This is a genomic window from Serratia nematodiphila DZ0503SBS1 (assembly GCF_000738675.1).
GTDB lineage: Bacteria > Pseudomonadota > Gammaproteobacteria > Enterobacterales > Enterobacteriaceae > Serratia > Serratia nematodiphila.
Genome location: NZ_JPUX01000001.1, coordinates 3,484,123 through 3,510,756 on the forward strand (window position 1 = coordinate 3,484,123; position 26,634 = coordinate 3,510,756).

The window sequence follows — 26,634 nt, forward strand, 5'->3', positions numbered from 1 at the left end:
TGCGATTCGCTGTTGAAGTTCACAACAGAAATAGGGACTGACAAAATGATCAAGTCACATCAACACTATTCTTCTCCGGCGCTGAACGCGACTGAAACTCTCGACGAGACTTCGGTCGCCGGTTATATGAACGCCGATTTTATTACCGTTCCCGCAACGATGACGGTCAATCATGCCCGGGAATATTTACTTTCGCAGCTCAAAACGGACGAAATTCCCAGCCGGGTATTTATTACCGCGGACGATTATCATCTGCGCGGCACACTGTCGGTGAAAAAACTGTTGCAGTGCGAAGAACAGGATAAAGCCGTCGGCGTAATGATGGATTACAGCTATTTCCAGGTTTCACCCGACGATGACCGTAACGACGTGGCGCATCTGCTGGGCAAAGGGGGGCTGGACGTGGTGCCGGTGGTGGCCAATAACACGCTGGTCGGCGTACTGGGCGAGCGTGAGATCGCCCGGCTGGTCGAGGATGAAAACACCGAGGATGCACAACGCCAAGGCGCGAGCCTGCCGCTGGACAAGCCTTATCTGGAGACCAGCCCGTGGGCGCTGTGGCGCAAACGCTCGGTGTGGCTGCTGATGTTGTTCGTGGCCGAAGCCTACACCGGCAACGTACTGAAAGCGTTTGAAGATCAGCTTGAAGCGGCGATTGCGCTGGCGTTCTTTATCCCGCTGCTGATCGGCACCGGCGGCAACAGCGGCACCCAGATCACCTCGACGCTGGTGCGCGCCATGGCGCTGGGAGAGGTCAGCCTGCGCAACCTGGGCGCGGTGATCCGCAAGGAGGTCACGACCTCGCTGCTGATCGCCGTCACCATCGGCCTGGCGGCCTGAGTGCGCGCCTGGATCATGGGCGTCGGCATGGAGGTGACGCTGGTGGTCAGCCTGTCGCTGGTGGCGATCACCGTGTGGAGCGCCATTGTTTCGTCGATCATCCCGATGCTGCTGAAACGTCTCGGCATCGATCCTGCCGTGGTGTCGGCGCCGTTTATCGCCACCTTTATCGATGGCACCGGCCTGATTATTTATTTCAAAATCGCCCAGCACGTTTTGGGTATTTAAACCGCTCCGCCCGTAAAGGGCGGAAATGTGACAAACCTGAGGAGGACGTTAAAAACCATGGACGCCGACCAACCCCGATATTTAACGCAAGGGGATTTTATCGATAACATTTAACCTGAGGACAAAATAATGGGAAACATGACTATTTTTATGGGATTCCTGGCAATGATCAGCTCACTAGGCCTGTTGGCGGCCTATATGAGCACCAAATGGGATGATTGATGAACGCTAAAGATCCGCCTAGATGCATCCTCCCCGTAACCGCTATTTATTATGGGGAGGATTTAGCGGCGCGCTGAACGCGCGGCCTGATACGGGAGTTGATAATAATGACGATTCTTATTCTGGGATTGCTCTACGCCATTTTAATGATTTCGGTGGGGGTGAATGAGATTTATTTTTATTCCACCGGAAAATCCAATTTTCTTACTAGCCTCATGCTGACTTTCTCTGGCAGTATGCTGCTGATCGCCTTTGTCTGGCAATTATCCTCTAAAGTAAAAAAATAAATCACCGTCCGAATGTGAGCAGCATCATGCAAAATGAAAAACAGGCCGTGGCCAGAAACTCGATGATCGCCAGCGGGTTGCTGGCCACGGGCAAATTCGTCGCCGGCATTTTTACCGGCAGTATTGGCCTGATATCCGAAGGGATCCACTCTTTCACCGATTTTATCGCCACCAGCATCACCTGGCTGGCGGTGCGCATCAGCGATAAACCCGCCGATGACGATCACCACTTCGGCCACGGCAAGGTGGAAAACCTGGCGGCGCTGTTCGAGGTGTTGCTGTTGCTCGGCGCCGCCGGTTGGATCGTCTACGAGGCGGGCAGCAGCCTGTTTGGGCAGCCGCATGAGATCGTCGCGGCGCCGGTGGTGATCGCGGTGCTGCTGATTTCCATCTGCGTCGATTTCTTCCGCGTGCGGGCGCTCAACCGCGTCGCTAAAGCGACTGACAGCGCGGCGCTGGAAGCGGATGCGCTGCATTTCTTCTCCGACATGCTTTCGTCCGGCGTGGTGCTGCTGGGCATGGTGTTTGTGCTGCTGGGCTTTGGCCGTGCGGACGCCATCGCCGCGCTGATCGTCGCCGGTTTTATCTTTGTCGCGGCAATCAAACTTGGTAAACGCTCCTTCGACTCGCTGATGGATGCCGCGCCCGCCGGAGCCACCGAGGCGATTCGCGCCACGCTGGACAGCTTCCCGGCGGTGCTGGCCTGCGACAGCGTGCGCATTCGCAACGCCGGCGCCGTACTGTTTGTCGAGATCACGCTGGCGGTGTGCCGCACCTTGCCGCTGGAGCGCATCGATGCACTCAAGCGAGAAATCGTCGAACGACTGCGGGAGCAGTATGCCAAGGCGGAGTTTACCGTCATCGCGGTGCCACAGACCCGCAGCGACGAAGACATGGCGACGCGCATTCGGGCGATCGCCGCCAATCACGGCGCGCAGGTGCAAAACGTCACCTTGCAGCAGTTGCCGACGCGCATGGCGATCGGCATGGATCTGGCGGTGCCGGCCAACGCCAGCGTGGCGCAGGCGCATGATATCGCCACGGAGATAGAAGGGATCCTGCGTCAGGCGATCGGCGAGGACACCGAGATAGAGACCCATCTGGAACCGCAGACGCCGCACTGGCTGGCCAGCGAGGATGTTTCCGCCGCCGAGCTGGCCGATATCCGGCTGATTTTGCAGTCGGCGCTGGAGCAGGGAGATAAGGTACAAGACGTGCACAACATCCGGGCGCGCAGAACCGACGGCGGCATCATCGTCAACTTCCACTGCCGGGTGTCGCCGGCGGTAACCATCGCCGCCGCGCACGATGCGGTCGATCGGGTCGAGCGGCGGCTGCGCGCGTTTTATCCGGCCATCTCACGCGCGATAGGGCACGTCGAGCCGATCAAGCCCGGCGTTTGAATCAGCTCGGCCAATTGCGGATAGAGCGCCGCGTTGGCCAGCAGCAGCGGGTTGCCGCATCGCAGCCCGTTGTGGTGCATAAAGTCATTCGCCACGCCGCCGGCTTCGCGCGTCAGCACCAGCCCTGGCAGGCTGTCCCAGGCGTTCATATGCGGTTCGTAATAGCCTAGCAGGCGCCCGGCGGCCACCTGGGCGGTCATCAGCGCGCCGGAACCATTGCGCACGAACATGCCGCCCGCCTGCAGCAGGCGACAGAGAAAGCCGCTGAATTCCGCCGCCGAAGCGCGTGGTGAGATCCCAACGCCCATCACGCCATCCGCGACGCTGCGCCCGGCATGCACGCCGATCGGTTCCCCGTTGAGGAAGGCGCCTTGGCCGCGGCAGGCGCGGAACATCTCGCGGTGGTTGGGATCGTAGACCACGCCGATCGTTGGCTCGCCGTCGATCACCACGCCTATCGCGATACACCAGGTATGCAACCCGTTCAGGAAGCAGGCGGTGCCGTCAATCGGATCGACCACCCAAAGGCAGGCGGCGTTATCGCCGCTGCCGCCGCTCTCTTCGCCGAGAAACCCGTCCTGGGGAAACCGACGGTTGATCATACTGCGGATCAGCGACTCGACGCAGCGATCGGCTTCGCTGACCACGTCCTGCAGGCCCTGTTTAAACTCGACGGCCAGACTTTGCCGGCGTTGATAAAAGCTGAAGGCGAGATCGGCGGCGGCGCGGGCGATCTCACGCGCGAAGCGGTAGCGCGCCTCGATGTCCCGTGGAGAGAGTGACGTCATGGAGTGCCTGATAACGAAAAAAAGAATGGCAGTAGCCTGCCAGAGAATGATGAAAGTAATGTGTCGCTCAGCGCTGCGGATAAGAAAAGCGCAGCGTGTCGAGTCTCAAACCGCCGGCGGCACGCGGTTTTTACTAAGAGGAAAAAACAGGCCGCCGGGCGGCCTGTGAGATTGATGACAAACCTTATACCCTTGCCGGGTTGGCAGAGAGCACCGAATAAAAAACAAGGAAAATCAATTTATTGATTTTCGGCCGATCGCCACAAAGAGGGGAAAAACCACGCTTTTTCCCCTCTTTGTCAATAGCCTGACAGGCCGCCGGGCGGCGGCCTGTGAGATTAGCCCAGATGCAACCGGGCGGTGATGTCGGCAATCTCGCGGCGCCAACGCGCCTGAAGCGCCGGTTTTTGATGCTTCGGTTTACGAGCCAGGTCGGCCTCCAGTTTGCTTTCGAGGGCAAACAGGGCGGTCAGCAACGCCTCTTCGCCTTCCAACTGCGGGTCTGGCGTCGGGGCGTCTGCGTTGGCCTCGTGCGCCGTCGGCAGCGCCGGCGTTTCACCCGCCAGACGCTGGTACACCGGCGCCAGATCGTGCCACTCCTCCAGTTTTTGTTGGTCTATCAGCCAAAAGCGGTTGCAGCTCTGTTCGATCAGCATCCGATCGTGGGTGACCAGCATGACGGCGCCGGGGAACTGACGCAGCGTTTCCGCCAGCTCCTCTTTGCCCGCCATATCCAGGTGGTTGGTGGGCTCGTCCAGCAGCAGCAACGAATGGTTGGCCAGCGTCAGGCCGACAAACAGCAACCGTGAACGCTCGCCGCCGCTCAGCGAACGGATCTGCTGATGGTGGCGCAGGTAAGGGAACCCGGCGCCGATCAGCGCCATTTTCCGCTGTTCCTCGGTCAGAGGCGCAAACTGCACCAGCGCTTCGCTCAACGTGTCTTCATCGCGCAACTGTTGCAGGCTCTGATCGTAATAGCCGATGCGCACGCGCGGATGGAACAGCGCCGGGCGCTGCGTTTGTTGCTGATACTCGCGCCACAGCAGGCGCAACAGCGACGATTTTCCGCAGCCGTTGCGCCCGACGATGGCGATGCGATCGCCGCTTTTCACGCGCAGATGTTCCAGGCTGAACAGCACCGGCGCATCCGGCGCCGGGCGCACCGCCCAGTGCGGCAGCGCCAGCAGGCGATCGGCGTCCAGCGCTTCTCCCTGCAGCCGCAGCCGCCACGGGCTGCCGGCGGTCAGGGTGGTCTGTTCTTCCTTCAACCGATCGACGCGCTTCTCCATTTGCTTGGCCTTGCGCGCCAGATCTTCGTTGTCGTAGACCTTGCCCCAGATCGCCAGGCGCTTGGCGCTTTTTTCCACCCGGTCGATTTCCTTTTGCTCGGCGTGGCGCCGCTGTTCGTCCGCGGCGTCCTGCTCCACCAGCGCGGTGCGCGCCGCAGAGCAGGGCAAACGGAAGAACTGCAGCGTTTTGTCGCGCAGGATCCAGGTGCAGTTGGTTACCTGGTCGAGCAGGTAGCGATCGTGCGACACCAGCACGAAGCTGCCGGTCCAGTTACGCAAGAACTGTTCCAGCCACAGCAGCGTGGGCAGGTCCAGGTGGTTGCTGGGTTCGTCGAGCAGCAGCAGATCGGGTTGGCGGATCAGCGCGCGCGCCAACAGCAGCCGCGTATGCTGGCCGCCGCTGAGGGTGCCGGCGGTCAACGTCCAGCTCTCTGGTTCAAACCCCAGCTCGGCCAGTAGCGCTTCGCAGCGCCAGCGCTCGCTGAGGTGTTGGCCCGTAGGCAGCCGCGCCAGAACCGCATCCAGCAGGGTACTGGCGTGCAGCTCCGGCGGCAGATGCTGCTCAATGCGCGCCATCAGACATTGATGTGACAATGTCACCGATCCGGTGTGCGCAGGCAGGTCGCCGCTGAGAATTTGCAGCAGGGTGCTTTTGCCGCAGCCGTTATCGCCGATCAAACCGATGCGGTCGCCTTTTTTCAGGCTGAAGGAAATCTCGCTCAGCAGGACGCCGAACGCGTTGTCGTAACCGACAGATTGTGCAGACAGTAATGTGCTCATTGCTTACTCAAGAGTTACAGGCATGACAATGCCTATCGTCAAACATTGCTGACGACAACCCGGTAAGCCGGAGGGAAGATCCTGGATTTAGTAAGCTTCGCTCAAGCTGGGTTATCGCAGCGCGATACCGGTAATGCTTGAGCGGCGACGATTACCAAAGAAGTGTGAGTGAAAAACCAATTCACACGTCAGCATAGTAAGTCTCCTTTTATTGGTTGCAGGTTAATCGGTGGCTGGATTATAGAGCGCTTCATGCCGTATCGCCAGTGTAAAAGCGCCTGAATAATCAGCAAGCTAAGGTGAGCGCGGGCGCGTGGCACACAATGGGAATAATTACTGTATTTCGGCCGACATTAAGCAGCTATTATAATTAGCGTTTATGGTTAAGCGACGGTTCATCCGCCGCCTGTTCGTCTGTCTATCAGATAATGATGCTGAGCACTGAATTTATGTTAAAGCCTCGCCCGTTCCTGCTGTTGTTATTATTGCTGTTGGGTATGCAACTGACGCCGTTCGCCGCCGTCGCCGCCCCCCAGGATGATCCCGCCGCCGAAAGCGCGCCCGATCCCGCTACGCAGCTGAAAGCCGCGCAAAAGCAGTTGGACAGCATGAAGCAGCTGGTTTCCAAAGCGACGACCGACACCCAGCTCAGCAAACTGCGGTTGGCGACGGACGATCTGGTCGCCAGCATGGATAAATTGTCCGCCGATCTGCAGCCGGTGCAGGAAAAACTGCAGGCGCAGCTGGACGTGCTGGGGCCGGCCCCGGCGGCCGGCGCGCTGCCGGAAACCCCGGCCGTCGCCCAGCAACGCAATGCGCTGAACAACAGCAAGAAGCAGCTGGACGATGCGGTAAAACGCGCGCAGGCCATCAAGACCAGCGCCTTCGACCTGGGCCAGCAGATCAGCGATCTGCGTCGGGTGGCGTTCAAAACCCAGCTGGCGCTGAACACCGGCAGCATTTTGGGCGTCAAATTCTGGACGCCGGTGGTGCAGCCGTCAGCGGATGACGTGCAGCGGCTGGACCAGTTCAATGCCGAGATGAAAGCGGCCTGGGACGCCAGTTGGCAGGACGAATGGCGTTACGGTTCGCTGGCGCTGCTGGCGCTGGCGGTGATCGTCTGGTCCTGGGGGCGTTATTTCTCCGAGCGTTTCCTCGCCTGGGTCAGCATTCGCTTCCTGCCGGACGGGCGCCTGCGCCGCAGCTTCATGGCGATCGTCACCGTGGCGGTGACGGTGATCACCACCTCGATCGCGCTGAATCTTCTGTATTACGTCTTTGTCCGCGTGCAGCCGCTGCCGGTGATGCTGGAAGACTTCGCCGAAGGCTTTAACCGTCTGGGGATTTTCTGTGCGCTGATCGCCGGGTTGGGGCGTGCGGCGCTGTCGCTGAATCGTCCGTCGTGGCGTCTGGCTGCGCTGGACAATGAAGTGGCCGCCGGGCTGCGTTACTTCTCGCCGCTGCTGGCCGGTCTGGCGCTGGCGTTCGGCACCGTGGAGCTGATCAACAACGTCGTCAGCGCCTCATTGGCCACCACCATCTTCGGCAATGGCCTGGTGGCGGGGCTGATCGGCATGGTGCTGCTGGCGGCGCCGCTGCGCGGCCAGCGCATTCGTCGCCGTCTGGAGCAGCAGGGTGCGCACCTGGAAAAACGCACGCTGGTCGGCGGGCTGGTGCACATCGTCACCCTGGTGTGTTCGGTGGTGATCCTGCTTTCCCTGCTTATCGGCTACATCGCCTTCGCCCGTTTCCTGACCTACCAGCTGATCTGGGTGGTGCTGGTGCTGATGGCGTTCTACTTCATGGTGCTGTTCGCCACCGACCTGTGCGCCGCGCTGTTTTCGCCGCAAACCGTCAGCGGCAAAATGCTGAAGAAAACGCTCAGCTTCAAGGATCGCCATCTGGAGCAGGTGGCGATCATCACCACCGCGCTGGCCAAATGTTCACTGTTGCTGTTGATGATCGTCGCGTTGTTCAACGGCTCGTTTGGCAGCACCACGCCGGGCTCGCTGATGGAGAAAATCGTCTCCATCCTGACCGGCGAAGGGCTGCAGCGTTTCAACATCGTGCCCGGCAACCTGCTCAACGCCGTGATCTGCCTGGCGATCGGCATCTACATTCTGCGTGCGGTACGGCGCTGGCTCGGTTCTGAGCTGTTGCCGAAAACCATTTCGGACGTCGGCATCCGCGCCTCGCTGGTGACGCTGTTCAGCAATATCGGCTATGTGCTGGTGATTCTGATCACCCTGGCAGCGCTGGGCATCCAGTGGAGCAACCTGGCGTGGATCGTCAGCGCCCTGTCGGTCGGTATCGGTTTCGGTTTGCAGGAGATTGTGAAGAACTTTATTTCCGGCCTGATCCTGCTGACCGAACGCCCGGTGAAGGTCGGGGATATGATCGGCATCGGCGGCGTGGAAGGCGACGTGCGGCGCATCAACGTGCGCGCTACCGAAATTCAGCTCAGCGACCGCTCCACCATGATCGTACCGAACTCGCAGCTGATCTCGCAGAACGTGCGTAACGCCACCATGGGCAACGCGCAAGGCGTGGTGACCATCGCGTTGACGTTCCCGACCTCGATCGATCCGGAGCAGGTGCGCAATATCTTGCTCAGCGCCTATAACGAGTACGAAACCATTCTGGACACGCCGGCGCCTTACGTGCGCTTCAGCCAACTGGGGCCAGACGGCATTATCCTGAGCGTGACCGGCTATGTGCCGAGCCCGCGCATGGTCGGCGCCACCAAGAGTGAACTGCTGTTCAATATCCTCAAGCTGCTGCGCGCGCAGGAAGTGAGCCTGTCCAGCCCGCAGGAAGTGGTGTTTATGAAGCAGCAGGCGACGCGATATCAGGCCAATGAAGAGGAGCACTCCTCCTAGTGCCGGTTTGAGGCGGCGGGCCGTTAAGCGACGGCCCGCCGAGCGCGGCTAGTACATCGATGGTTCCACCGATTGCGAGCAGTCGCTGTTGGCGCTGGATTTGGTGCAGGTGTAAGGTTCATTTGGCGATGCCGAAGGCGCATTCGATGGGCCGCCGCCTCCGCCGATACAACCGCTCAGCATCAACGTCAAAAACACGAGAATTATCTTCTTCATCTCACCGTCCTCCATTGCGATTCCTCCTTTAAGTATATGCCGGGAAAGCGAACGGCACCGCTTGCCGCTGCGAACTATACTCCCTGGATGCCGTATTGATGCTCAACCTCGGCGAATGAGGGGAGAAAGGTGCAAACCGACGACGATTTGACCCGCTTTGCCGCGCAGGGCGCGCCGCCGTTGCCGCCCGGTTCCAGGCAGGGCTTTGTCAAACACGACGGCGCGCACATCTGGTATGCGGCCTATGGCGCTGATCGCGGCGGTTTACGAGCGCGCGCAGCAGTTGGGATTGTCGCGCGTCTATTGGAATACCCACGAAACCAACCAGATCGCCATGCGGCTGTACGACAAGGTGGCGGAGCGCCCCGGTTTTGTGATGTATCGCAAGGCGTTTTGACGCGGGATGAAAAAACAACCCCACATAGCAAAATCTTATTTTGCTTATGAGGAAAAAGACGGCGGTTTTTACCGGTAACAGGCCGAATGAGGCGTGAAATGTTCAAAGTGAAGCGTCCGATTTAGCCGTTTCTGCGCCAGGCATGCGGGTGTCGTCAATATATTGATACACAAATATATTTTTCCTAGATGAATAAACAGATGTCCGGGCCGGCAAAACTGGCAATAATAGGCGAGTCGGCCGCTTATCTTCTCCTCATCGTCGACGGTTGTGACACGAACAGATTGTCACCTTACGCAGCAGAAGTCTCTGGATCCAAGATGCAAACCACCTCGTTGTCCGATGCCCGGAAAATTTGGCCCGCACTCACCGTCTTTCTGTTGGTGTTCGCGGTTTGCCTGTTGGGCATCGTGAGCCGCCCCGTCGGATTTTTGGCGATATTCTGGCCGGTAAACGCCGTACTGCTGGCGTTTCTGGTGCGCCGCCCGCAGTGGGCCACGCGCGCCGGCTGGGGCATGGCGGTGCTGGGTTATCTGGCGGCGGACCTGCTGACCGGCAGTTCGCTGCAAAAGGCGCTGCTGCTGAACGCCGCCAATCTGACCGGCGTGGTGGTGGGGTATCTGCTGTACATGCGGCTGTCGCCGCCGGCGCGTATGCTGCAGCGTGGCGCCTCCAGCATGTACCTGTTCGGCATCTGCCTGGCCGCCGCCGCCGCGACCGGTTTGGTGGGCGCGGCGGCCTCGCAGTGGCTGTTCGGCAGGCCCTATTTGACCTCGCTGGCACTGTGGTTCTCATCCGAGTTCACCAACTACGTCACGCTGATGCCGTTTATTCTGGCGTTTCCCGCCGATTGGCGGCATCGCTTGCGCGCGGCCCGCAGCATAGTGACGCAGCGCAGCCAATGGCCGCGCGCGGGACGAAAACTGGCGGTATTGGCGCTGCTGGCGTTGGCGGCGATCTGCAGCGTGCTGATCGGCGGCCCCGGGGCGGTGATCTTTCCCATGCCGGTGCTGCTGTGGCTGGCGATGTCCTTTTCGCTGTTCTGCACCATGATTGCGGTGCTGATTTATGTGCTGTGGTGCCATCTGGCGATCGATTTCGGGTTGCTTAGCACGACGCTCGACATGCAGGTGTTGCAAAACGCGGTATCGATGCGTTTGGGCATCGCGCTGCTGGCGCTGGGGCCCATCGCCGTGGCCAGCATGAACTATGCGCGCAGCGCGCTGCTGCGCACGCTGGAGCATGTGGCGAACCACGATGCGCTGACCCACGTGCTGACGCGCAATGCGTTTATGCAGCGCGGCGAGCGGATGATTGACCAAAAGGGCGAGTTGGTATGCGTCATGATGCTTGATATTGATTACTTCAAATCGATCAATGATCGTTTCGGCCACGCCGGCGGCGATCAGGCGCTGATGGCCTTTACCCGTGCGATCGCCGCCGATTTGCGCGTCGATGATCTGTTCGGCCGCATGGGCGGCGAAGAGTTCGCTATCGTCTCGACGCTCGGCCAGCCACAGCAAGGGTTGCAGTTGGCCGAACGGCTGCGGCAACGCATTGAGGCGGAATCGATCACCATGCCGGCCGGCCATCCGCTGCAGATCACCGTCAGCATCGGCATGGTGACCTGCCCGGGCGGTTCCGGCCACAGCCTGGCCGACTTGCTCAAACTGGCGGATCTGGCGGTATACAAAGCGAAAAACGCCGGCCGTAACCGGGTCGCCACACCGGACTCTGACCCACCGAACGATCCTGAGCGCTGAACTTCCGATCCGGGTTGCGCGCCCGCCGTCTAAACTGGTAGGGGGCGCAGGCAACGTCGCCCGCGCTGAACCGACTATCCTTAATCAGACAAGAGGATACCAGGATGAAATACGTAGACGGTTTTGTGGTGGCGGTACCGGCCGCCAACAAGGAGGCTTATCACCGGTTGGCGGCCGCAGCGGCGCCGCTGTTCAAAGAGTTTGGCGCCACGCGCATCGTGGAGTGTTGGGGCGATGACGTGCCCGACGGCAAGCTCACCGACTTTCGCGGCGCGGTGAAGGCGCAAGAAGGTGAAGTGGTGGTGTTCAGCTGGATAGAGTACCCCTCCAAAGCGGTGCGCGACGCCGCCAACGAGAAAATGATGAACGATCCGCGCATGAAGGCGCTCGGTGAGATGCCGTTTGACGGCAAACGCATGATCTTTGGCGGGTTCGCGCCGATCCTCGATGCGTAAAGGAGGCGCAAATGGCCAGAATTACGCAACATCTGTGGTTTGAAAAGGACATGGAAGCGGCGCTGAATTGCTATGTCGCGCTGATCCCCGGTTCGTCCGTGAACTGGTTTTCCGACCTGCCGGCGGATACGCCGAGCGGCCCGGCCGGCAGCGTGAAACTGGCTTCTTTCACGCTGGGGGACCAGCGCTACGCGGCGATCGAAGCCGGGTCGCTGGATCCGTTCAACCACAGTTTCTCCGTGATGGTGGAATGTGACGATCAGGCGGAAGTCGACCGGCTGTGGGATGCCTTGAGCGAGGGCGGCGAGGCGGAGCAGTGCGGCTGGCTGCGCGATCGCTGGGGGCTGTGCTGGCAAATTGTGCCGCGGCGCCTGACGGAGTTGATGAACGATCCCGACGCCGCTCGTGTGCGGCGGGTCACGGAAGCGATGCTGCTGATGGGCAAAATCGACATCGCCGGGCTGGAAGCGGCGGCGCGGGGCTAGCGGAAAGAGAACGAAGGAGAGAAAGGATGCATCGAGAGCGGCACAGTATTGAACGCATCGGCTGGCTGCGGGCGGCGGTGCTCGGCGCCAACGACGGCATCGTTTCGACGGCCAGCCTGTTGCTGGGCGTGGCGGCGGCCAGCGCCGCGCATTCCGCGCTGATGATCGCCGGCGTTGCCGGGTGGGTGGCCGGTGCGATGTCGATGGCCACCGGCGAGTATGTGTCGGTCTCGTCGCAGGCGGATACCGAAAAGGCCGCGCTGGCGGAAGAGCAGGCGGAGCTGCTCGAAGACTATCCGGGGGAGTTTCGCGAACTGACGTCAATCTACGTGCATCGCGGGCTGGATCCGGCGCTGGCCCGGCAGGTGGCGGAAAAACTGATGGCGCATGATGCGCTGGAGGCGCACGCGCGCGACGAGCTGGGCATTTCCTCCGTCACCCGCGCCCGGCCGCTGCAGGCCGCGCTGGCGTCGGCCCTCAGTTTCTCCCTCGGCGCGCTGCTGCCGCTGCTGGTGGCGCTGTGGGCACCGGTCACCTGGACGCGGCCGGCGCTGGTGGCGTCGGCGCTGATTTCCCTCGGCGTTCTCGGCGGCATCGCCGCGAAAACCGGCGGGGCGCCGATCTTGCCGGGCGTGGCGCGCATTCTCATCTGGAGCGCACTGGCGATGGCGGTTTCTTCCGGCGTCGGCCTGCTGTTTGGCGTGACGGCCGGCTAACGTCGCGCTTGCATCAATCTAGTGCACCTCAAACTCAGAATTTATCATTTGTCAGCCGCCGGCGTTCACGGCATGGTGACGGCAACGCCAAATCAGTCAGGGACTTTTATGCAAAAATCACAGATTCAAGCGTGGGTTGCGCAGCATCCGCTGCTGCAGCGAATGGTCGCTCTCGAGCCGATCGCCTGGTTCAATCCGCGTGCGACCACGCTGGCCGCCGGCTTGCCCCATGTCGGGCTGACCGCCGCCGACGTGGCCGAAGCCGAGCAGCGCCTGGCGCGTTTCGCGCCTTATCTCGCGGCGGCCTTCCCGGAAACCCAACCGACAAAGGGGATCATCGAATCCGAGCTGGTGGCGATCCCCGCCATGCAGCAGGCGTTGGATCGGCGCTATGGGCAGGCGTTGGGCGGGCGTCTGCTATTGAAAAAGGACAGCCATCTGCCGATTTCCGGTTCAATCAAAGCGCGCGGCGGCATCTATGAGGTGCTGACGCACGCGGAGAAACTGGCGCTGGAGGCGGGGCTGCTCCAGATCGGTGACGACTACGCCCGGCTGTGTTCCGATGCGTTTCGTCAGTTCTTCCGTCAGTACCGCATCGCCGTCGGATCAACCGGCAATCTGGGATTATCCATCGGCATCATCAGCGCCCGCCTGGGATTTGATGTCAGCGTGCACATGTCGGCGGATGCGCGAGAGTGGAAAAAACAGAAGCTGCGTGACAATGGCGTGACGGTGGTGGAATACGCTGACGATTACGGCGTGGCGGTCGAACAAGGGCGCAAACAGGCGGCGAACGATCCGAGTTGCTTCTTTATCGATGATGAAAACTCGCAAACCCTGTTCCTCGGCTACGCGGTGGCCGGCGGCCGTCTGAAGCGGCAGTTTGCCGAACAGGGCATCGTGGTGGACGCGCAGCATCCGCTGTTCGTGTATCTGCCGTGCGGCGTCGGCGGCGGGCCGGGCGGTGTGGCCTTTGGCCTCAAGCTGGCGTTCGGCGATCACGTTCACTGCATTTTCGCCGAACCGACCCATTCCCCCTGCATGCTGCTCGGCGTCTACAGCGGGTTGCATGACGGCATTGCGGTGCAAGATCTCGGCATCGACAACCGCACGGCGGCGGACGGGCTGGCGGTGGGGCGCGCCTCCGGTTTTGTCGGCCGGGCGATGGAGCGCCTGCTGAGCGCATTTTACACGCTGAGCGACGAAGAGATGTTCGCGTTGCTCGGGTTGTTGGACAGGCACGAGCATATCCAGCTGGAACCCTCCGCCCTGGCGGGCATGGCCGGGCCGTGGCGCATGGTGGCCAATGCGCAACAGCTTAGCGGGCAAGGGGTGAGCGCGGAAAGCCTGGCGCAGGCGACGCATCTGGTGTGGGCGACCGGCGGCGGCATGGTGCCGCCGGCGGAAATGGCGAAGTACCTCGCCGCCGGGCAGACGGCGGAGTAAGACGCAATAAAGTAAAAAGGGGCGAACATCGCCCCTGATTGGTTTGCCGTGCGGTTAAAGCTGTTCGCCGTTGCTGGCTATCACCCGGCGATACCAGTCGAAGCTTTTCTTGCGCGAACGTTCGAGCGTGCCGGTGCCGTCGTCGTGTTTATCGACGTAGATAAAGCCGTAGCGCTTGCTGTACTCGCCGGTGGTGAACGACACGCAGTCAATGCAGCCCCACGGCGTATAGCCGATCAGGTCTACGCCGTCTTCAATCACCGCTTTTTTCATCTCTTCGATATGGGCGCGCAGATAGTCGATGCGATAGTCATCGTTGATCTGGCCGTCCGCTTCCACCTTGTCGAAGGCGCCGAAGCCGTTCTCCACGATAAACAGCGGTTTCTGGTAACGTTCATACAATACGTTCAGCGAGTAGCGCAGCCCGACCGGATCGATCTGCCAGCCCCAGTCGGAAGCCTTGACGTGCGGGTTCGGCACGTTGCCCGGGAAGCCGAACATGCCGTCGCTGCCTTCCACCGCGTTGGCCTGCAGCGCGTTGCTCATGTAATAGCTGAAGCCGATGTAGTCGGTGCAGCCCTCGCGCAGGATCTGCGCGTCCTGCGGCTGCATCTCGATCTTCAGCCCTTTGCGTTCCCAGTCGCGCAGCAGATAGCTTGGGTAGTAGCCGCGCATCTGCACGTCGGTGTACAGATAGCGCTGGTGCATCGCCTCCACGGCGTACATCACGTCGTCCGGCTTGCAGGAATAAGGGTAGAACGGCACGCAGGCCAGCATGCAACCGATCTTGAACTCCGGGTTGATCTGATGGCCGAGTTTGACCACCTGCGCGCTGGCGACGAACTGGTGGTGCAATACCTGGTACAGCGCCTGTTCCGGGTTGTCTTCCTGGGTGTAGTCCACGCCGGAACAGCAGTAGCCGAACAGCGGGTAGCGGTAGTTGCTCTGGTTGTTGATCTCGTTGAAGGTCATCCAGTACTTCACCTTCTCGCGGTAGCGGCGCATCACCACTTCGCTAAAGCGCACGAAAAATTCCACCACCCGGCGGTTTTTCCAGCCGCCGTAGGTTTTCACCAAATGGTAAGGCATTTCGAAGTGCGACAGGGTGATCACCGGCTGGATGCCGTATTTCAGCAACTCGTCGAACAGATCGTCGTAAAACTGCAGGCCGGCCTCGTTTGGCGTTGCTTCGTCGCCGTTCGGGAAGATGCGCGTCCAGGCGATCGAGGTGCGGAAGCATTTGAAACCCATCTCGGCGAACAGCGCCACGTCCTGTTTGTAGCGGCCGTAGAAGTCCACCGCTTCATGGTTGGGGTAACGGTAGCCGTCGAGCACGCCGTCGGTCATCACGCGATCGACGCCGTGCGAACCGCCGGACAGCACGTCGGCGATGCTTGGGCCTTTGCCGCCCCGATCCCAACCGCCTTCAACCTGGTGCGCGGCGACCGCGCCTCCCCACAGAAAATCTTTCGGCAACTGTTTCATCGTCAATGTCTCATCTTATTTAATGAAGGATAATAACGTTCGCATTGCCAATAGAGTAACAAGACCGAAAGAAATGTCACGATATAACAAATCGCCGTACAAAGTGATTTGTCACAATAAAAAAACAGCCTGTTTTATTTTGCCGAATTAATATGCCCAAGCCGTTTGCCGATGGTTTCAATAATGTAAAGCACGGGGATCTGCGTGGTGATATTGTGATGGCCGCCGATCAAATGCTGCGGCACATGGTAGGAGAGATTAAAGTCCGCCAGCCGCGCCAGCGAAGAGGTTTCGTTGTTGGTGATGCTGATGATCTTGCAGTGGTGCAGACTGAACTGGCTCGCCAGCCGCAGGATCTCTTCGGTCTCGCCGGAGACTGATAACATGATCGCCACCGCGTTTTTATACATATCGCTGTTGACGGGATAATAAGGATCGTCGATATGGGTGCTGAATTTACCGACGTTGGAAAAGAAACGCGCGCCATATTTCCCCAAGGCGCCAGAGGTGCTGATGCCGACGAAAATAATCCGCTCGGCGGCGGCGATATGGTGCGCCGCTTCATCGAGTAACTGATTAAATTCGTCGTTGCTGACGCTTTTAAAAAAACTGAGAATTTCGCCGATGCCGGAATCGACCGGCGGCGCATCGCTTTGCTCCAGATACAGTTTGAAACGGATGCGAAATTCTGAATAACCGTCGCAACCCATTTTTTTGCAAAATCGCAGCACGGTAGTGGTGGATACGCCGGCGGCCTCGGCCAGCTCGCGGATGGTCATGTACATCACTTGATTTTTGTGTTTGCTGACGTAGTTATAAACCATCAGCTCCAGGGCGTTGAGCTCGGCGATTGCTTTATGGGTAAACATGGGTCGATCCGGCGGCTGAAAATGGGACATTTATCTGCGGGTTACCATAGCAAAATTCGCCGCCGCCGACACTGCCGAACAAAAAGAAAAGCCGCACCAGTCAGGGGCGGCCCAGGGTTCACGACGAACAAATTAAAGCAAAACGTTCCGGAAGACATGCCATGAAAACGCGTTTCATCACACAGGGTTAGCATAGGCCAGCGGATGCCGGCGGCAAAATGCCGGTTTCTGCTTTCTAAAGCCAAAGCGCGGCAAAGGCTATGGCGCCTCGGGCTTATCTTCGGACCAGCGGGCGGCGTTGACATCCACCTTAACCGGCAGCAGCCCGATGGCGGTGAATTTATCCGCCAACTGCTGTTGCTGTCTGAACACCTCCGGCGACATGCGCTGGCTGCCGAACGGCATGCGGGCGATGGCTCTGGCCCAAATGGCCTGATCCAGACCGGTGCTCTGAGCGAGGATCGCCGCCGCTTCCTGTGGATGCTCGTTGGCCCAGTCGCTCAGCGCGCCGAACTGTTGAATCACCTGTTTGGCGCTGTCCGGGTAGGTTTCGGCAAAGCGGCGGCTGGCGAGATAGAAGGTGTAGTGCGGCACCAGGCCCTCCGCGTCTTTCAGCAGGCGGGCGTTGGCGCGGGTTTCCACCTCGGCGTAGTAGGGATCCCAAATCACCCAGGCGTCGACGCTGCCGCGCTGGAAGGCGGCGCGGGCATCGCTCGGCGGCAGATAGACCGGCGTGATGTCCTTGTAGCTCAAGCTGGCCTGTTCCAGCGCGCTCACCAGCAGGTAATTGACGTCAGACCCTTTGTTCAACGCCACGCGTTTGCCTTTCAGATCGGCCACGGAGCGGATCGGCGAATCCTGCGGCACCACGATGGCTTCGGTTTTCGGGCTGGGCGGCGAATGCGCCAAATAAACCAGGTCGGCCTTGGCGGCTTGCGCGAAGGCCGGCGGCGCGTCGCCGGTCGCCGCCAGATCGATGCTGCCGACGTTCAACCCCTCCAACATCTGCGGGCCGGCGGGGAATTCTATCCAGCGAACCTTGACGCCCTGCGGCTCAAGGGCTTTTTCCAGCGTGCCGCGGTATTTCAGCAGCGCAAAAATATTGGCTTTCTGGTAACCGATGGTGATTTGCTGCGGTTTCTCCTGCGCGCCGGCCGGCAGGCTAAACAGGCCCAGCAGCAGGGCGGCGATCAGCGGCGTTGTGAGTTTTCTCATCCTGATTTTCCGATAGGCGAAGTGAACAATAGCGATACGCGCTGGGCGTAACGTCATGAAACGGCATTCAAATTTTCCTGCGGCGGGATAAGGGCGATGATAATGAGCGGCGCAGTGGCGTGTAAAGCGCCCGCTTATGCTGAATAATGCCTTGCTTAGCCATAAATGAGCTTAAGCGGGAGAAGGGGATCTCTACGCTATGCCGCGTCACGCTCGCGCGAACGCGCCAGCAACGGCGGCACCAGCAGATAGAGGGCGGCGGCCAACGCCCAGACCAGGCCGGGCCAGACATCGCGCGTGGCGGCATACAGCGCCGTCGCCACCAGCGGCCCCGCAACGCCGATCAGGCTGCCCATGCTGGCCAGCGTCCCTTGCAGCTCGCCCTGATGGTCGTCGTCCACCTTTTGCGCCATTAACGCCTGCAGCGCGGGCAGCGCCATACCGCCCGCGGCGAAGAACGGCAGCAGCGCAAAGGGCGCCCAGCCGCGCGTGGCGATCGATAACAGCACCAGGCCCAGCGCGTCGGCGGTCAGGCCGATCAGCAGCGCCTTGCGTTCGCCGAGCCGCGCGACCAGCGGGCCGATGGCGAAGGCCTGCGACAGCGCGTGGCAGGCGCCGTAACCGGCCAGCGACAGGCCCGCCACCATCATGCTCCAGCCGAAACGATCCTGGCCGTATAAAATCCACAGCGTGGCCGGCGCCTGTGAAACCAGCGCCATGATCAGGTAAATGCCAGCCAGCGGCAGCAGGCCCGGTTTGCCGTGCAGCCGTCGCAATGACGAAAAGGGATTGAGGCGGATTTTCTCGGCGGCGCGGGCGCGGGGTTTACGCGATTCCGGCAGCAGGAAAAACGCCATCGCCAGGTTGAGGGCATTCATCGCCGCCGCCGCCAGGAAGGGCGCATGCAGATGCCACTCACCCAGCGAACCGCCGAGCAGCGGGCCGACGATAAAGCCGACGCCGAACACCGCGCCCACCAGGCCGAAACGCCGCGCGCGCTGGCCGGCAGGAGTAATATCGGTAACGTAAGCGGTGGCGACCGCCATGTTGGCGCCGGTGATGCCCGCCAGCAACCGGCCCAGATAGAGCCAGGCCAGCGTCGGCGCGAACGCCATCAGCAGGTAGTCGATCGCGGCGCCGGCGAGTGAAATTAACAGCACCGGCCGCCGGCCGAAACGATCGCTCAACGCGCCGAGGATCGGTGAAAACAGGAATTGCATCAACGCATAGGCCGCCAGCAGGGCGCCGTAATGCACGCTGCCGGCGTCAAGACCACCCAGCGAGCGCAACAGCGCCGGCAGGATCGGCATGATCAGACCGATGCCCACCGCATCCAGCAACACCGTCAACAAAATAACCAGCATAGGTTTTTTCAAGATTGTGACTCTAACAGTGATAGAGTATTGAGTATTCCATAGTTACCCTATCAGTGATAGAGAGATGAGCGAAAAAAATACTGCGATACGTTTAACGCGTGAAACCGTCCTGCGCGGAGCGCTGGCGCTGCTGAATGAAATCGGCATCGATGCTCTGAGCACCCGTCGCCTGGCGCAACATCTCGGCGTGCAATCTCCCACGCTCTATTGGCATTTCAAGAACAAAGCCGAGCTGTTGAAAGCGATGGCGGAAACCATCATGTTGGATCACCGTGAAGAGCTGCCCGCCGATATGGCCTGGCAGGATTGGGTCGTCACCAATGCGAGCAATTTCCGTCGGGCTCTGCTGGCTTACCGCGACGGCGCGCGTCTGCATGCCGGCACCCGGCCGCAGGAGCCGCAATTCGCCATTATCGAGGCCAAGGTGGCGCTGCTGTGCCGGGCGGGCTTGACGCCTGAACGCGCGGTGAATTTGCTGTTCGCCGTCGGGCGCTTCGTCGTAGGCTGGGTGCTGGAAGAGCAGCAAATGCAGCCGGACGATACGCTGAATGACGCCGATCGCCAGCGTTACCCGCTGCTGTGCGAAGGCTGGGAAACTTTGCAGGATAAGGGCGCAGACGCGCTGTTCGAAGCCAGCGTGCGGCTGTTGGTCGACGGTGCCGAGGCCGCGTTGACGAACGCCAATAATCACGGGATGCAATCATAAAACCGGGTTTATCTATCGGAAATTTATAGAAAATACCCACTTTTCGTTAAAGCCATGGCGGCTACATTCCCTTAACATTATCAAGTCTTTTGATGATAATTATTAGCATGCTGCTCAATTATTCGACGCAGTGATGTTACGGATTAAATCCGTTTGTTTAAGGGATAGTTTCACCATGGAAATCAATGTTAATGGCCGGGTGGTTCCACTCGGCGATATCTCGCCCGAGACCCCGCTGTTGTACGTGTTACGCAACGATCTGCACTTGAATGGCCCCAAATACGGCTGCGGCCTGGGGGAGTGCGGCGCCTGCACCGTTCTTATCGACGGCGTCGCCGCTCGCTCCTGCTCAATGCCGCTGGCCGCGGTAGGAAGCAAGTCCGTCACCACGCTGGAAGGCCTGGGCACGCCGGAAACGCCGCACCCGGTGCAGCAAGGGTTTATCGATGAGCAGGCGGCGCAGTGCGGTTACTGCGCCAACGGCATGATCATGACGCTGGTCGCGCTGTTCGAACGTGAACCCGAGGCGGACGAACAGGCGATCAAGAAAGAGCTGGCCTACAACCTGTGCCGCTGTGGCACCCATCTTGAGATCTTGCGCGCCGCCGAACGCGCCCGCGCGCTGCTGGCTGCGCGGAGGCAAGCATGAGCCGCCTCGAACTGACCCGCCGCCAGTTGTTGCAGGCCGGCGGTGTGGTGATGGTCAGCAGCCTGCTGCCCGCGCCGTTTAACGCCTTCGCCGCCGAGGCGGTTGTAGCGCCTGCCGATCTGCCGCTGGACAGGGTAGACAGTTTTATCAGCCTCACCGCCGACGGCCGGGTGACGGCATTCAACGGCCACGTCGATCTCGGCACCGGCATTCGCACCGCGCTGGCGCAGATCGTCGCCGACGAAATTTGCGTGCCGTTCGAGCACGTCACGATGATCCTCGGCGATACGCAACGCACGCCGGATCAGGGGCCAACTATCGCCAGCGCCACCCTTCAGGTGACGTCGGTGCCGCTGCGCCAGGCGGCGGCGCAGGTGCGGCATATGCTGACGGCGCTGGCGGCCAAAGCCTTCGAACTGCCGGCCGACCAGCTGACGGCGGCGGCGGGGCAGGTGTTTGTGACCAAGAATCCGGGACGCACCTTGAGCTATGCGCAGCTGGCGAGCGGGCAGAATCTGCACGTGGCGCTGGATAAAAACGTGCCGCTGAACGGTGAACAGCAGAATCGCTACGTCGGCCGCGCCGTTGCCCGAGTCGACATTCCGGCCAAAGTGAGCGGTGGGCTGACCTACGTGCACGATCTGCGTTTGCCCGGCATGCTGCATGGCCGGGTGGTGCGCCCGCCTTACGCAGGCGCCGACAGCAGCGCGCCGCTGGGCGGCGGCCTGTTGTCGGTGGATGAAAGTTCGATCGCGCATCTGCCGGGCATCGTGAAACTGGTGGTGATCAACGATTTCATCGGCATTGTGGCCGAGCGCGAAGAGCAGGCGATCGCCGCCATGCGCCGGCTGAAAACCGAATGGAAACCCTGGGCCGGCCTGCCGGACCTGTCGCCGGAGGCGCTGCCCGCCGCACTGGAAGCCAACCCGAAAACCGACCGCGTGCTGCGCGACGATGCGGGCACGGACGACGCGCTGGCATTGCTGCATACCGAAGTGCGGGCGGACTATGTCTGGCCTTACCATCAGCACGCCTCGATCGGCCCGTCCTGCGCAGTGGCGGAGGTTAAAGACGGGCGGGCGCAGGTGTGGTCCGGCACGCAAAACCCGCACGATCTGCGCAAAGATATCGCCACGCTGCTGGAATTGCCGCCTGAGCAGGTGCATATCACCCGCATGGAGGCCTCCGGCTGCTATGGCCGCAACTGCGCCGACGACGTCTCGGCGGACGCGGCGCTGTTGGCGCGGGCGACCGGCCGCCCGGTGCGGGTGCAGCTGATGCGCGAACAGGAATCCGGCTGGGAGCCGAAGGGCACCGGTCAGTTGATCCGGGTGCGCGGCGGCCTCGACGCGCAAAACCGAGTGGCGGCCTACGAGTTGAAAACCAGCTATCCCTCCAACAATGCGGTGACCTTGCCGCTGGTGTTGACCGGCAAGGTGGCCAACCGGGCTGACGTGCAACAGATGGGCGATCGCACCGCCATTCCGCAATACGAGTATCCGCACATGCGGGTGATTTGCCAGGACGCCGCGCCGATCGTGCGGGCCTCGTGGATGCGCGGCGTTTCGGCGCTGCCCAACGTGTTTGCCCATGAATCCTGGATCGACGAGCTGGCCTGGCGCGCCGGCGAGGATCCGATCGCGTTTCGCCTGCGTTACCTGAACGATCCGCGCGCAGTGGCCTTGATTGAGGCCCTGAAGCGCCAGGCGAACTGGCAAGACGGCCCGGCGCACCGGTCACGCGCCGCCGGCGCCGAAGTGGTGAGCGGCCGCGGCTTCGCCTATGCGCGCTATTTCCACAGCAAATTTCCCGGCTTCGGCGCCGCCTGGGCGGCCTGGGTGTGCGATCTCAGCGTCAATCGCCTTTCCGGGCAGATCACGCTCGATAAAATCTTCGTGGCGCATGATTGCGGCCGGATGATCAATCCGGCCGGGGTGCGCCATCAGGTGCACGGCAACATTATCCAGTCCGCCAGCCGGGTGCTGAAAGAGTTTGTGACCTTCAACGCGTCGGGCGTGACGTCATTGGACTGGGGCGGCTATCCGATCCTGCGCTTTGACGAATTGCCGCAGGTCGATATCCAGCTGATCGACCGCCCGGACGAAGCGCCGATGGGTGCAGGAGAGTCCGCCTCGGTGCCGAGTGCGGCGGCGATCGGCAACGCGCTGTTTGACGCCCTCGGCGTGCGCCTGCGCGAGGTGCCGTTCACACCGGCGCGGGTGCTCGCCGCGCTGCGCGCTCAGGCCGGCCATTAACCCCCCGTAACGAACAAGGACAGCAAAGATGAGTAAGATGAAAAAAATCGTCGGGTGGGGTGGCGTCACGGTGATCGCCGTGGTGGCCGCCGGCGTGGTCGCCAGTTGGCAGCCGGAGATTGCGCCGCTCGCCGCCGATGCGACCCACAGTTTCAGCGAGGCGCAGCTCGCGCGCGGCAAAACGTTGGCCGATCTCGGCGACTGCTCCGTGTGCCACACCCGTGCGGGCGGCGAGCGCAACACCGGCGGGCTGGCGATGGAGGTCCCCTTCGGCACCATTTACACCACCAACATCACGCCGGATGTGGAAACCGGCATCGGCAGCTGGAGCTACGCGGCGTTCGAACGCGCCATGCGCCACGGCGTCGATCGCCAGGGCCGCTATCTCTATCCGGCGTTTCCCTATACCGCCTTTACCCGCACCCGCGACGACGATCTGCAGGCGCTGTATGCCTATCTGATGTCGCAACCGCCGGTCAAGTACCGGCCGCCGGCCACCGATCTGCACTTTCCGTTCAACATTCGCCAGGGCATCTTCGCCTGGAACCTGCTGTTCCTGACGCCGGGCGCGTTGCCGGAACAGTCAGCCCAAAGCGCCGACTGGAACCGCGGCGCGTACCTGGTTGAAGGGTTGGGGCACTGCAGCGCCTGCCACTCGCCGCGCAACGTGCTGTTCGGCGAGAAAACCGGCGGCGAGCACCTGGCCGGCGGCGTGGCGGAAGGCTGGACGGCGCCGGCGTTGACCGGCCGCTCGCCCGCGCCGCTCGCCTGGTCACAGCAGGATCTGGTCGATTTCATGCGCACCGGCTACTCGGCCAACCACGGCGTCGCCGCCGGCCCGATGGCGCCGGTGATCGAAGAAGGGCTGTCGCGCTTGCCGCAGGCCGACCTGCAGGCGATCGCCGTCTATCTGCGCAGCTATCATCCGGAAGCGGCGGCGCAGGCCGCGGCGGCAACTTTGAACGCTCAGGCGGAGCGCCAGGTCGAGCCCCTGAGTTCGCAAGGGGCGCGGCTGTTTTCCGGCGCCTGCATGGCGTGCCATGCGCAGGAAAAAGGCGCGCAGATGGCGGGGGTGCGCCCGTCTCTGGCGCTGAATACCAACCTGTTCGCCGAGGCGCCGGATAACGCCATTCGCGTGGTGCTGGACGGCATACAGCGGCCGGCGAACGCCGAGCTGGGCTATATGCCGGGCTTTCGCCATAACCTGAATGACGCGCAGATCGCCATCCTGCTCAACTACCTGCGGCAGCATTACGCCGGTCAGGCGCCGTGGCCGGACCTGGCGGCGCAGGTCGGCCGCTTGCGCGCCGAAACCGCGCAGAAATAGCCGCCGGGGGCTGGACAGCCACGCCGCGTTGGCGACAATAGAGCTTTTCACATGGACAGAGGCAGTAAAATGAATACGTTAGACGCAATCCGCCAGCGCCGCGCCACCAAGCAGTTCGATGCGCAGCACGTGATGACGCTCGAAGAGAAAAAAGCGTTGCTGACTATCGCGCTGCAGGGCGCGCCCAGCGCGTTTAACCTGCAACACTGGCGCCCGCTGCTGATCGAAGATCGCGCGCAGCGCGAGAAAATTCGCGAGGCGGCGTGGGGGCAGGCGCAGGTGACCGACGCGTCGATGCTGGTCGTGCTGTGCGGCGATCTGTCGAGCTGGGAGTCACAGGTAAAAAACGTCTGGGCCGAGGCCGCGGAGCCGGTACAGCAGTTCATGATCCCGGCCGTCGATCAGTACTATCGCGGCAAGCCGCAGGTGCAGCGCGACGAAGTGATGCGCAGCAGCGGCATCTTCGCCCAGACGCTGATGCTGGCGGCCAAGGCGCAGGGCTACGACTCTTGCCCGATGGACGGTTTTGATTTCGACGCGGTGGGCGAGATTATCAATAAGCCGGCGCATTATCAGATCGCGCTGATGGTCGCTATCGGCAAGGCGGCGGGGCAACCTTACCCGCGCATCGGCAAGCTGCCGTTCGACGAGGTGGTGAAAACCGATCGCTTCTGAGCTGAACGGTGAATGACAAAAGGGAAGGCTTGCGCCTTCCCTTATTTTTTTATGACGCACAGTTCGTTCCAGTAGCTGAAACGGATGCGCCGTTGCAGGCGGTGATGCCACATAGAACACTCCTTCTACCCTACACGGTTTAAATAAATAGCACCGCGCCGGACACAAGGCGAATGCTTTATTGTGCATAGCTTGCCCGTCGGGCGGGATTAACCGATTTTACCGGCCCGGTGCGCGGCGGGCGGCCATCGCCAGCCGAAGTTCATGCCCGCCGCCGCGCCGAGAATGGCCAGCGTGCCCAGCAGCTGCAACAGGCTGAGACGGTGCCCGAACGCCGCCCAGTCCACCACGATCGCCACTGCCGGGTAGATAAACGACAGCGCGCCGACCAGAGCGGTGGGGATTTTCTGGATCGCGCCATAGAGCAACGTGGACATCAACCCGGTATGCACCAGGCCGAGGGTCGCCAACAGCAGCCAGTCGAACGAATCGGCAGGAAGGTGGGTCAGACCGGCGAACGGCGCCAGCGCCAGCGCGCCGACGGTCAACTGAATCAACACGATCAGCTGCGGCGGCAGCGCGGCCAGCTGTTTGACGATCGCCGCCGCCAGGGCGTACATCAGGGCCGCCCCCAGCGCCAGCGCCACGCCCAGCAGATAGTCGCCATCGCCGCCACCGCTCTGCCGGCCGGTGACGATCAACACCATCCCCGCGAACGCCAGCAGAAGCCAGCCCAGCCGATTAGCCGTCAGTTTTTCACCGAACAGCAGCGTTCCCAGTGCCACCAACATAAACGGTTGAACATGGTAGGTCACGGTGGCGACAGCGATCGAGGCATGCGCATAGGCGGCAAACAATAGCGTCCAGTTGAGCACCAGCGCGAGGCCCCCCAGGACGGCGAACGCCAGCTGCCGCCGGTTGATGGCGCCTGATTTCAGTTGCCCAAGCGCGGCGCAGGTGGCCAGCATCGCCAGCGCGCCGAACGCGCAGCGCCAAAACACCACCGTGGCGGGCGGCTGCCCTAACACGATCACCGGCCAACCGACGGTGCCGGAGATCGTCATGGCGAGGATCATTTGCACTGCGCCGCGCGTTTTCGTTTTCATGTCGTTTCCCTCGCGGCCTGACCGTGCTTGTGGTGAAGTCGCTTAATCATTAAAATGAACAATCGAACATTATGATGAACACGGTTGGCGCTGTTCGTCAAGACGAACAATTGAATGGTATAACGAACAATGAGCGAGAGCCTAATGCAGAACATCACGCCGATTGGCCTCTTGTCGGCGGCAATCCGCCGTGAGCGGGAGCGATTGAACCTGTCCGTTACCGAACTGGCGAAGCGCGCGGGTATCGCCAAGTCCACGCTGTCGCAGCTCGAAGCCGGCAGCGGCAACCCCAGCCTGGAAACGCTGTGGGCGCTGGCGATGGCGCTGGACGTGCCGGTCAGCCGGCTGATTTCGCAGCCGAGCAGGCCGGTGCAAGTGATCCGCGCCCATGAGGGAACGCCGGCGCTGTCGGAGCAGGGCAACTACGCCGCCACGCTGTTGGCGACCTGCCCACCGGGGGCGCAACGCGACATTTACCGGCTGCGGGTGCAACCCGGTGAAACGAAATGCTCGCGGCCGCATCCCCCCGGCACCGTCGAGCATGTGATCATCAGCAGTGGACGGGCGCGCCTTGGCCCGGCGGATCAACCGCTGGAGCTGAGCGCCGGCGATTACATCAGCTACTCGGCCGATCGAGAGCATATTTTCGAAGCGCTGGAGCCGGAGACCACCGCCGTCATGTTGATCGAGCAGGGCTAGCACGGCGTTGACGGTTCGTTTATTGAAAATGATTCTCAATTATATTAGTGTGCCCGCCTGTTTTGACGCCGGGACGGA

General features: G+C 61.4%; 24 protein-coding genes and 1 pseudogene. 17 read left to right on the forward strand and 8 right to left on the reverse strand.

Going from position 1 to position 26,634, the window contains the following annotated elements; translation table 11 throughout:
• Window positions 1-45 precede the first annotated feature (45 nt).
• From JL05_RS16130 to JL05_RS16140, 4 genes and pseudogenes are all read left to right on the forward strand, one after another.
• Window positions 46-1,068: pseudogene (locus JL05_RS16130) on the forward strand (magnesium transporter).
• Window positions 1,069-1,197: 129 nt separating this feature from the next.
• On the forward strand, window positions 1,198-1,290 hold the full coding sequence (gene mgtS, locus JL05_RS25405; protein ID WP_004938109.1) for a protein MgtS: 93 nt from the start codon (window positions 1,198-1,200) through the stop codon (window positions 1,288-1,290).
• Between the two features lie 107 nt (window positions 1,291-1,397).
• Window positions 1,398-1,577 (forward strand): hypothetical protein, encoded by a 180-nt coding sequence (locus JL05_RS16135; protein WP_004938106.1) that lies wholly within the window; start codon window positions 1,398-1,400, stop codon window positions 1,575-1,577.
• A gap of 26 nt (window positions 1,578-1,603) precedes the next feature.
• A complete protein-coding gene (locus JL05_RS16140; protein ID WP_033632985.1) occupies window positions 1,604-2,980 on the forward strand; it encodes a cation diffusion facilitator family transporter in 1,377 nt (458 codons plus the stop codon).
• On the opposite strand, the gene JL05_RS16145 is transcribed toward JL05_RS16140, so the two are convergent.
• Both JL05_RS16145 and JL05_RS16150 read right to left on the reverse strand, forming a co-directional pair.
• On the reverse strand, window positions 2,923-3,768 hold the full coding sequence (locus JL05_RS16145) for an inositol monophosphatase family protein (protein WP_033632986.1): 846 nt from the start codon (window positions 3,766-3,768) through the stop codon (window positions 2,923-2,925). The two genes, JL05_RS16140 and JL05_RS16145, sit on opposite strands and share 58 nt — an antisense overlap.
• A 338-nt stretch (window positions 3,769-4,106) precedes the next feature.
• On the reverse strand, window positions 4,107-5,837 hold the full coding sequence (locus JL05_RS16150) for an ABC-F family ATP-binding cassette domain-containing protein (protein WP_033632987.1): 1,731 nt from the start codon (window positions 5,835-5,837) through the stop codon (window positions 4,107-4,109).
• Between the two features lie 449 nt (window positions 5,838-6,286).
• On the opposite strand from JL05_RS16150, the gene JL05_RS16155 reads away from it, so the two are divergent.
• A complete protein-coding gene (locus tag JL05_RS16155) occupies window positions 6,287-8,716 on the forward strand; it encodes a DUF3772 domain-containing protein (RefSeq protein WP_174435781.1) in 2,430 nt (809 codons plus the stop codon).
• A gap of 48 nt (window positions 8,717-8,764) precedes the next feature.
• On the opposite strand, the gene JL05_RS16160 is transcribed toward JL05_RS16155, so the two are convergent.
• Window positions 8,765-8,947, reverse strand: a complete 183-nt coding sequence (locus tag JL05_RS16160; protein WP_004938091.1) for a hypothetical protein — start codon at window positions 8,945-8,947, stop codon at window positions 8,765-8,767.
• A 229-nt stretch (window positions 8,948-9,176) separates the two neighbouring features.
• Between JL05_RS16160 and JL05_RS24920 the strand changes: the two genes are divergently transcribed.
• From JL05_RS24920 to dsdA, 6 genes are all read left to right on the forward strand, one after another.
• Window positions 9,177-9,329 carry a GNAT family N-acetyltransferase gene (locus JL05_RS24920; RefSeq protein WP_238545852.1) on the forward strand — a complete coding sequence of 51 codons (153 nt, stop codon included), beginning with the start codon at window positions 9,177-9,179 and terminating at the stop codon, window positions 9,327-9,329.
• A gap of 320 nt (window positions 9,330-9,649) precedes the next feature.
• Window positions 9,650-11,092, forward strand: a complete 1,443-nt coding sequence (locus tag JL05_RS16170) for a GGDEF domain-containing protein (protein ID WP_015377933.1) — start codon at window positions 9,650-9,652, stop codon at window positions 11,090-11,092.
• 104 nt (window positions 11,093-11,196) lie between these two features.
• On the forward strand, window positions 11,197-11,547 hold the full coding sequence (locus JL05_RS16175; protein WP_004938082.1) for a DUF1428 domain-containing protein: 351 nt from the start codon (window positions 11,197-11,199) through the stop codon (window positions 11,545-11,547).
• Window positions 11,548-11,558: 11 nt separating this feature from the next.
• The gene (locus JL05_RS16180) at window positions 11,559-12,032 is read left to right on the forward strand and encodes a VOC family protein (RefSeq protein WP_021503735.1); all 474 of its coding nucleotides are present in this window, start codon (window positions 11,559-11,561) and stop codon (window positions 12,030-12,032) included.
• Between the two features lie 26 nt (window positions 12,033-12,058).
• Window positions 12,059-12,748, forward strand: a complete 690-nt coding sequence (locus tag JL05_RS16185; protein ID WP_033632990.1) for a VIT1/CCC1 transporter family protein — start codon at window positions 12,059-12,061, stop codon at window positions 12,746-12,748.
• Window positions 12,749-12,856: 108 nt separating this feature from the next.
• On the forward strand, window positions 12,857-14,194 hold the full coding sequence (gene dsdA / locus JL05_RS16190; protein WP_033632991.1) for a D-serine ammonia-lyase: 1,338 nt from the start codon (window positions 12,857-12,859) through the stop codon (window positions 14,192-14,194).
• Window positions 14,195-14,248: 54 nt separating this feature from the next.
• On the opposite strand, the gene JL05_RS16195 is transcribed toward dsdA, so the two are convergent.
• The 4 genes from JL05_RS16195 to tet(41) form a co-directional block, all read right to left on the reverse strand.
• The gene (locus JL05_RS16195; RefSeq protein ID WP_031299656.1) at window positions 14,249-15,685 is read right to left on the reverse strand and encodes a 6-phospho-beta-glucosidase; all 1,437 of its coding nucleotides are present in this window, start codon (window positions 15,683-15,685) and stop codon (window positions 14,249-14,251) included.
• A 128-nt stretch (window positions 15,686-15,813) separates the two neighbouring features.
• Entirely contained in the window at window positions 15,814-16,548 is a 735-nt protein-coding gene (locus JL05_RS16200) for a MurR/RpiR family transcriptional regulator (RefSeq protein WP_004938065.1), read from the reverse strand.
• A 258-nt stretch (window positions 16,549-16,806) separates the two neighbouring features.
• A complete protein-coding gene (locus JL05_RS16205) occupies window positions 16,807-17,763 on the reverse strand; it encodes a sulfonate ABC transporter substrate-binding protein (RefSeq protein ID WP_033632992.1) in 957 nt (318 codons plus the stop codon).
• A gap of 197 nt (window positions 17,764-17,960) precedes the next feature.
• Window positions 17,961-19,139 (reverse strand): tetracycline efflux MFS transporter Tet(41), encoded by a 1,179-nt coding sequence (gene tet(41), locus JL05_RS16210; RefSeq protein ID WP_064581111.1) that lies wholly within the window; start codon window positions 19,137-19,139, stop codon window positions 17,961-17,963.
• A 64-nt stretch (window positions 19,140-19,203) separates the two neighbouring features.
• On the opposite strand from tet(41), the gene tetR reads away from it, so the two are divergent.
• The 5 genes from tetR to JL05_RS16235 all read left to right on the forward strand — a co-directional run bounded on the left by tetR (window position 19,204) and on the right by JL05_RS16235 (window position 24,751).
• Window positions 19,204-19,845, forward strand: coding sequence for a tetracycline resistance transcriptional repressor TetR (gene tetR, locus JL05_RS16215; RefSeq protein ID WP_033632994.1), 642 nt, complete (start codon window positions 19,204-19,206; stop codon window positions 19,843-19,845).
• Window positions 19,846-20,020: 175 nt separating this feature from the next.
• Window positions 20,021-20,494 (forward strand): (2Fe-2S)-binding protein, encoded by a 474-nt coding sequence (locus tag JL05_RS16220; RefSeq protein ID WP_033632995.1) that lies wholly within the window; start codon window positions 20,021-20,023, stop codon window positions 20,492-20,494.
• Entirely contained in the window at window positions 20,491-22,749 is a 2,259-nt protein-coding gene (locus JL05_RS16225; protein ID WP_033632997.1) for a xanthine dehydrogenase family protein molybdopterin-binding subunit, read from the forward strand. The genes JL05_RS16220 and JL05_RS16225 overlap by 4 nt, the downstream gene beginning before the upstream one ends.
• A 28-nt stretch (window positions 22,750-22,777) precedes the next feature.
• On the forward strand, window positions 22,778-24,076 hold the full coding sequence (locus tag JL05_RS16230) for a c-type cytochrome (RefSeq protein ID WP_033632998.1): 1,299 nt from the start codon (window positions 22,778-22,780) through the stop codon (window positions 24,074-24,076).
• Window positions 24,077-24,145: 69 nt separating this feature from the next.
• Window positions 24,146-24,751 (forward strand): nitroreductase family protein, encoded by a 606-nt coding sequence (locus tag JL05_RS16235; protein WP_033632999.1) that lies wholly within the window; start codon window positions 24,146-24,148, stop codon window positions 24,749-24,751.
• 209 nt (window positions 24,752-24,960) lie between these two features.
• Here JL05_RS16235 and JL05_RS16240 read toward each other — a convergent pair whose 3' ends face one another.
• The gene (locus JL05_RS16240; protein ID WP_033633000.1) at window positions 24,961-25,857 is read right to left on the reverse strand and encodes a DMT family transporter; all 897 of its coding nucleotides are present in this window, start codon (window positions 25,855-25,857) and stop codon (window positions 24,961-24,963) included.
• A 129-nt stretch (window positions 25,858-25,986) separates the two neighbouring features.
• Here JL05_RS16240 and JL05_RS16245 point away from each other — a divergent pair, with 129 nt between their 5' ends.
• Window positions 25,987-26,556 carry a helix-turn-helix domain-containing protein gene (locus tag JL05_RS16245; protein ID WP_031299653.1) on the forward strand — a complete coding sequence of 190 codons (570 nt, stop codon included), beginning with the start codon at window positions 25,987-25,989 and terminating at the stop codon, window positions 26,554-26,556.
• Window positions 26,557-26,634: the final 78 nt, after the last annotated feature.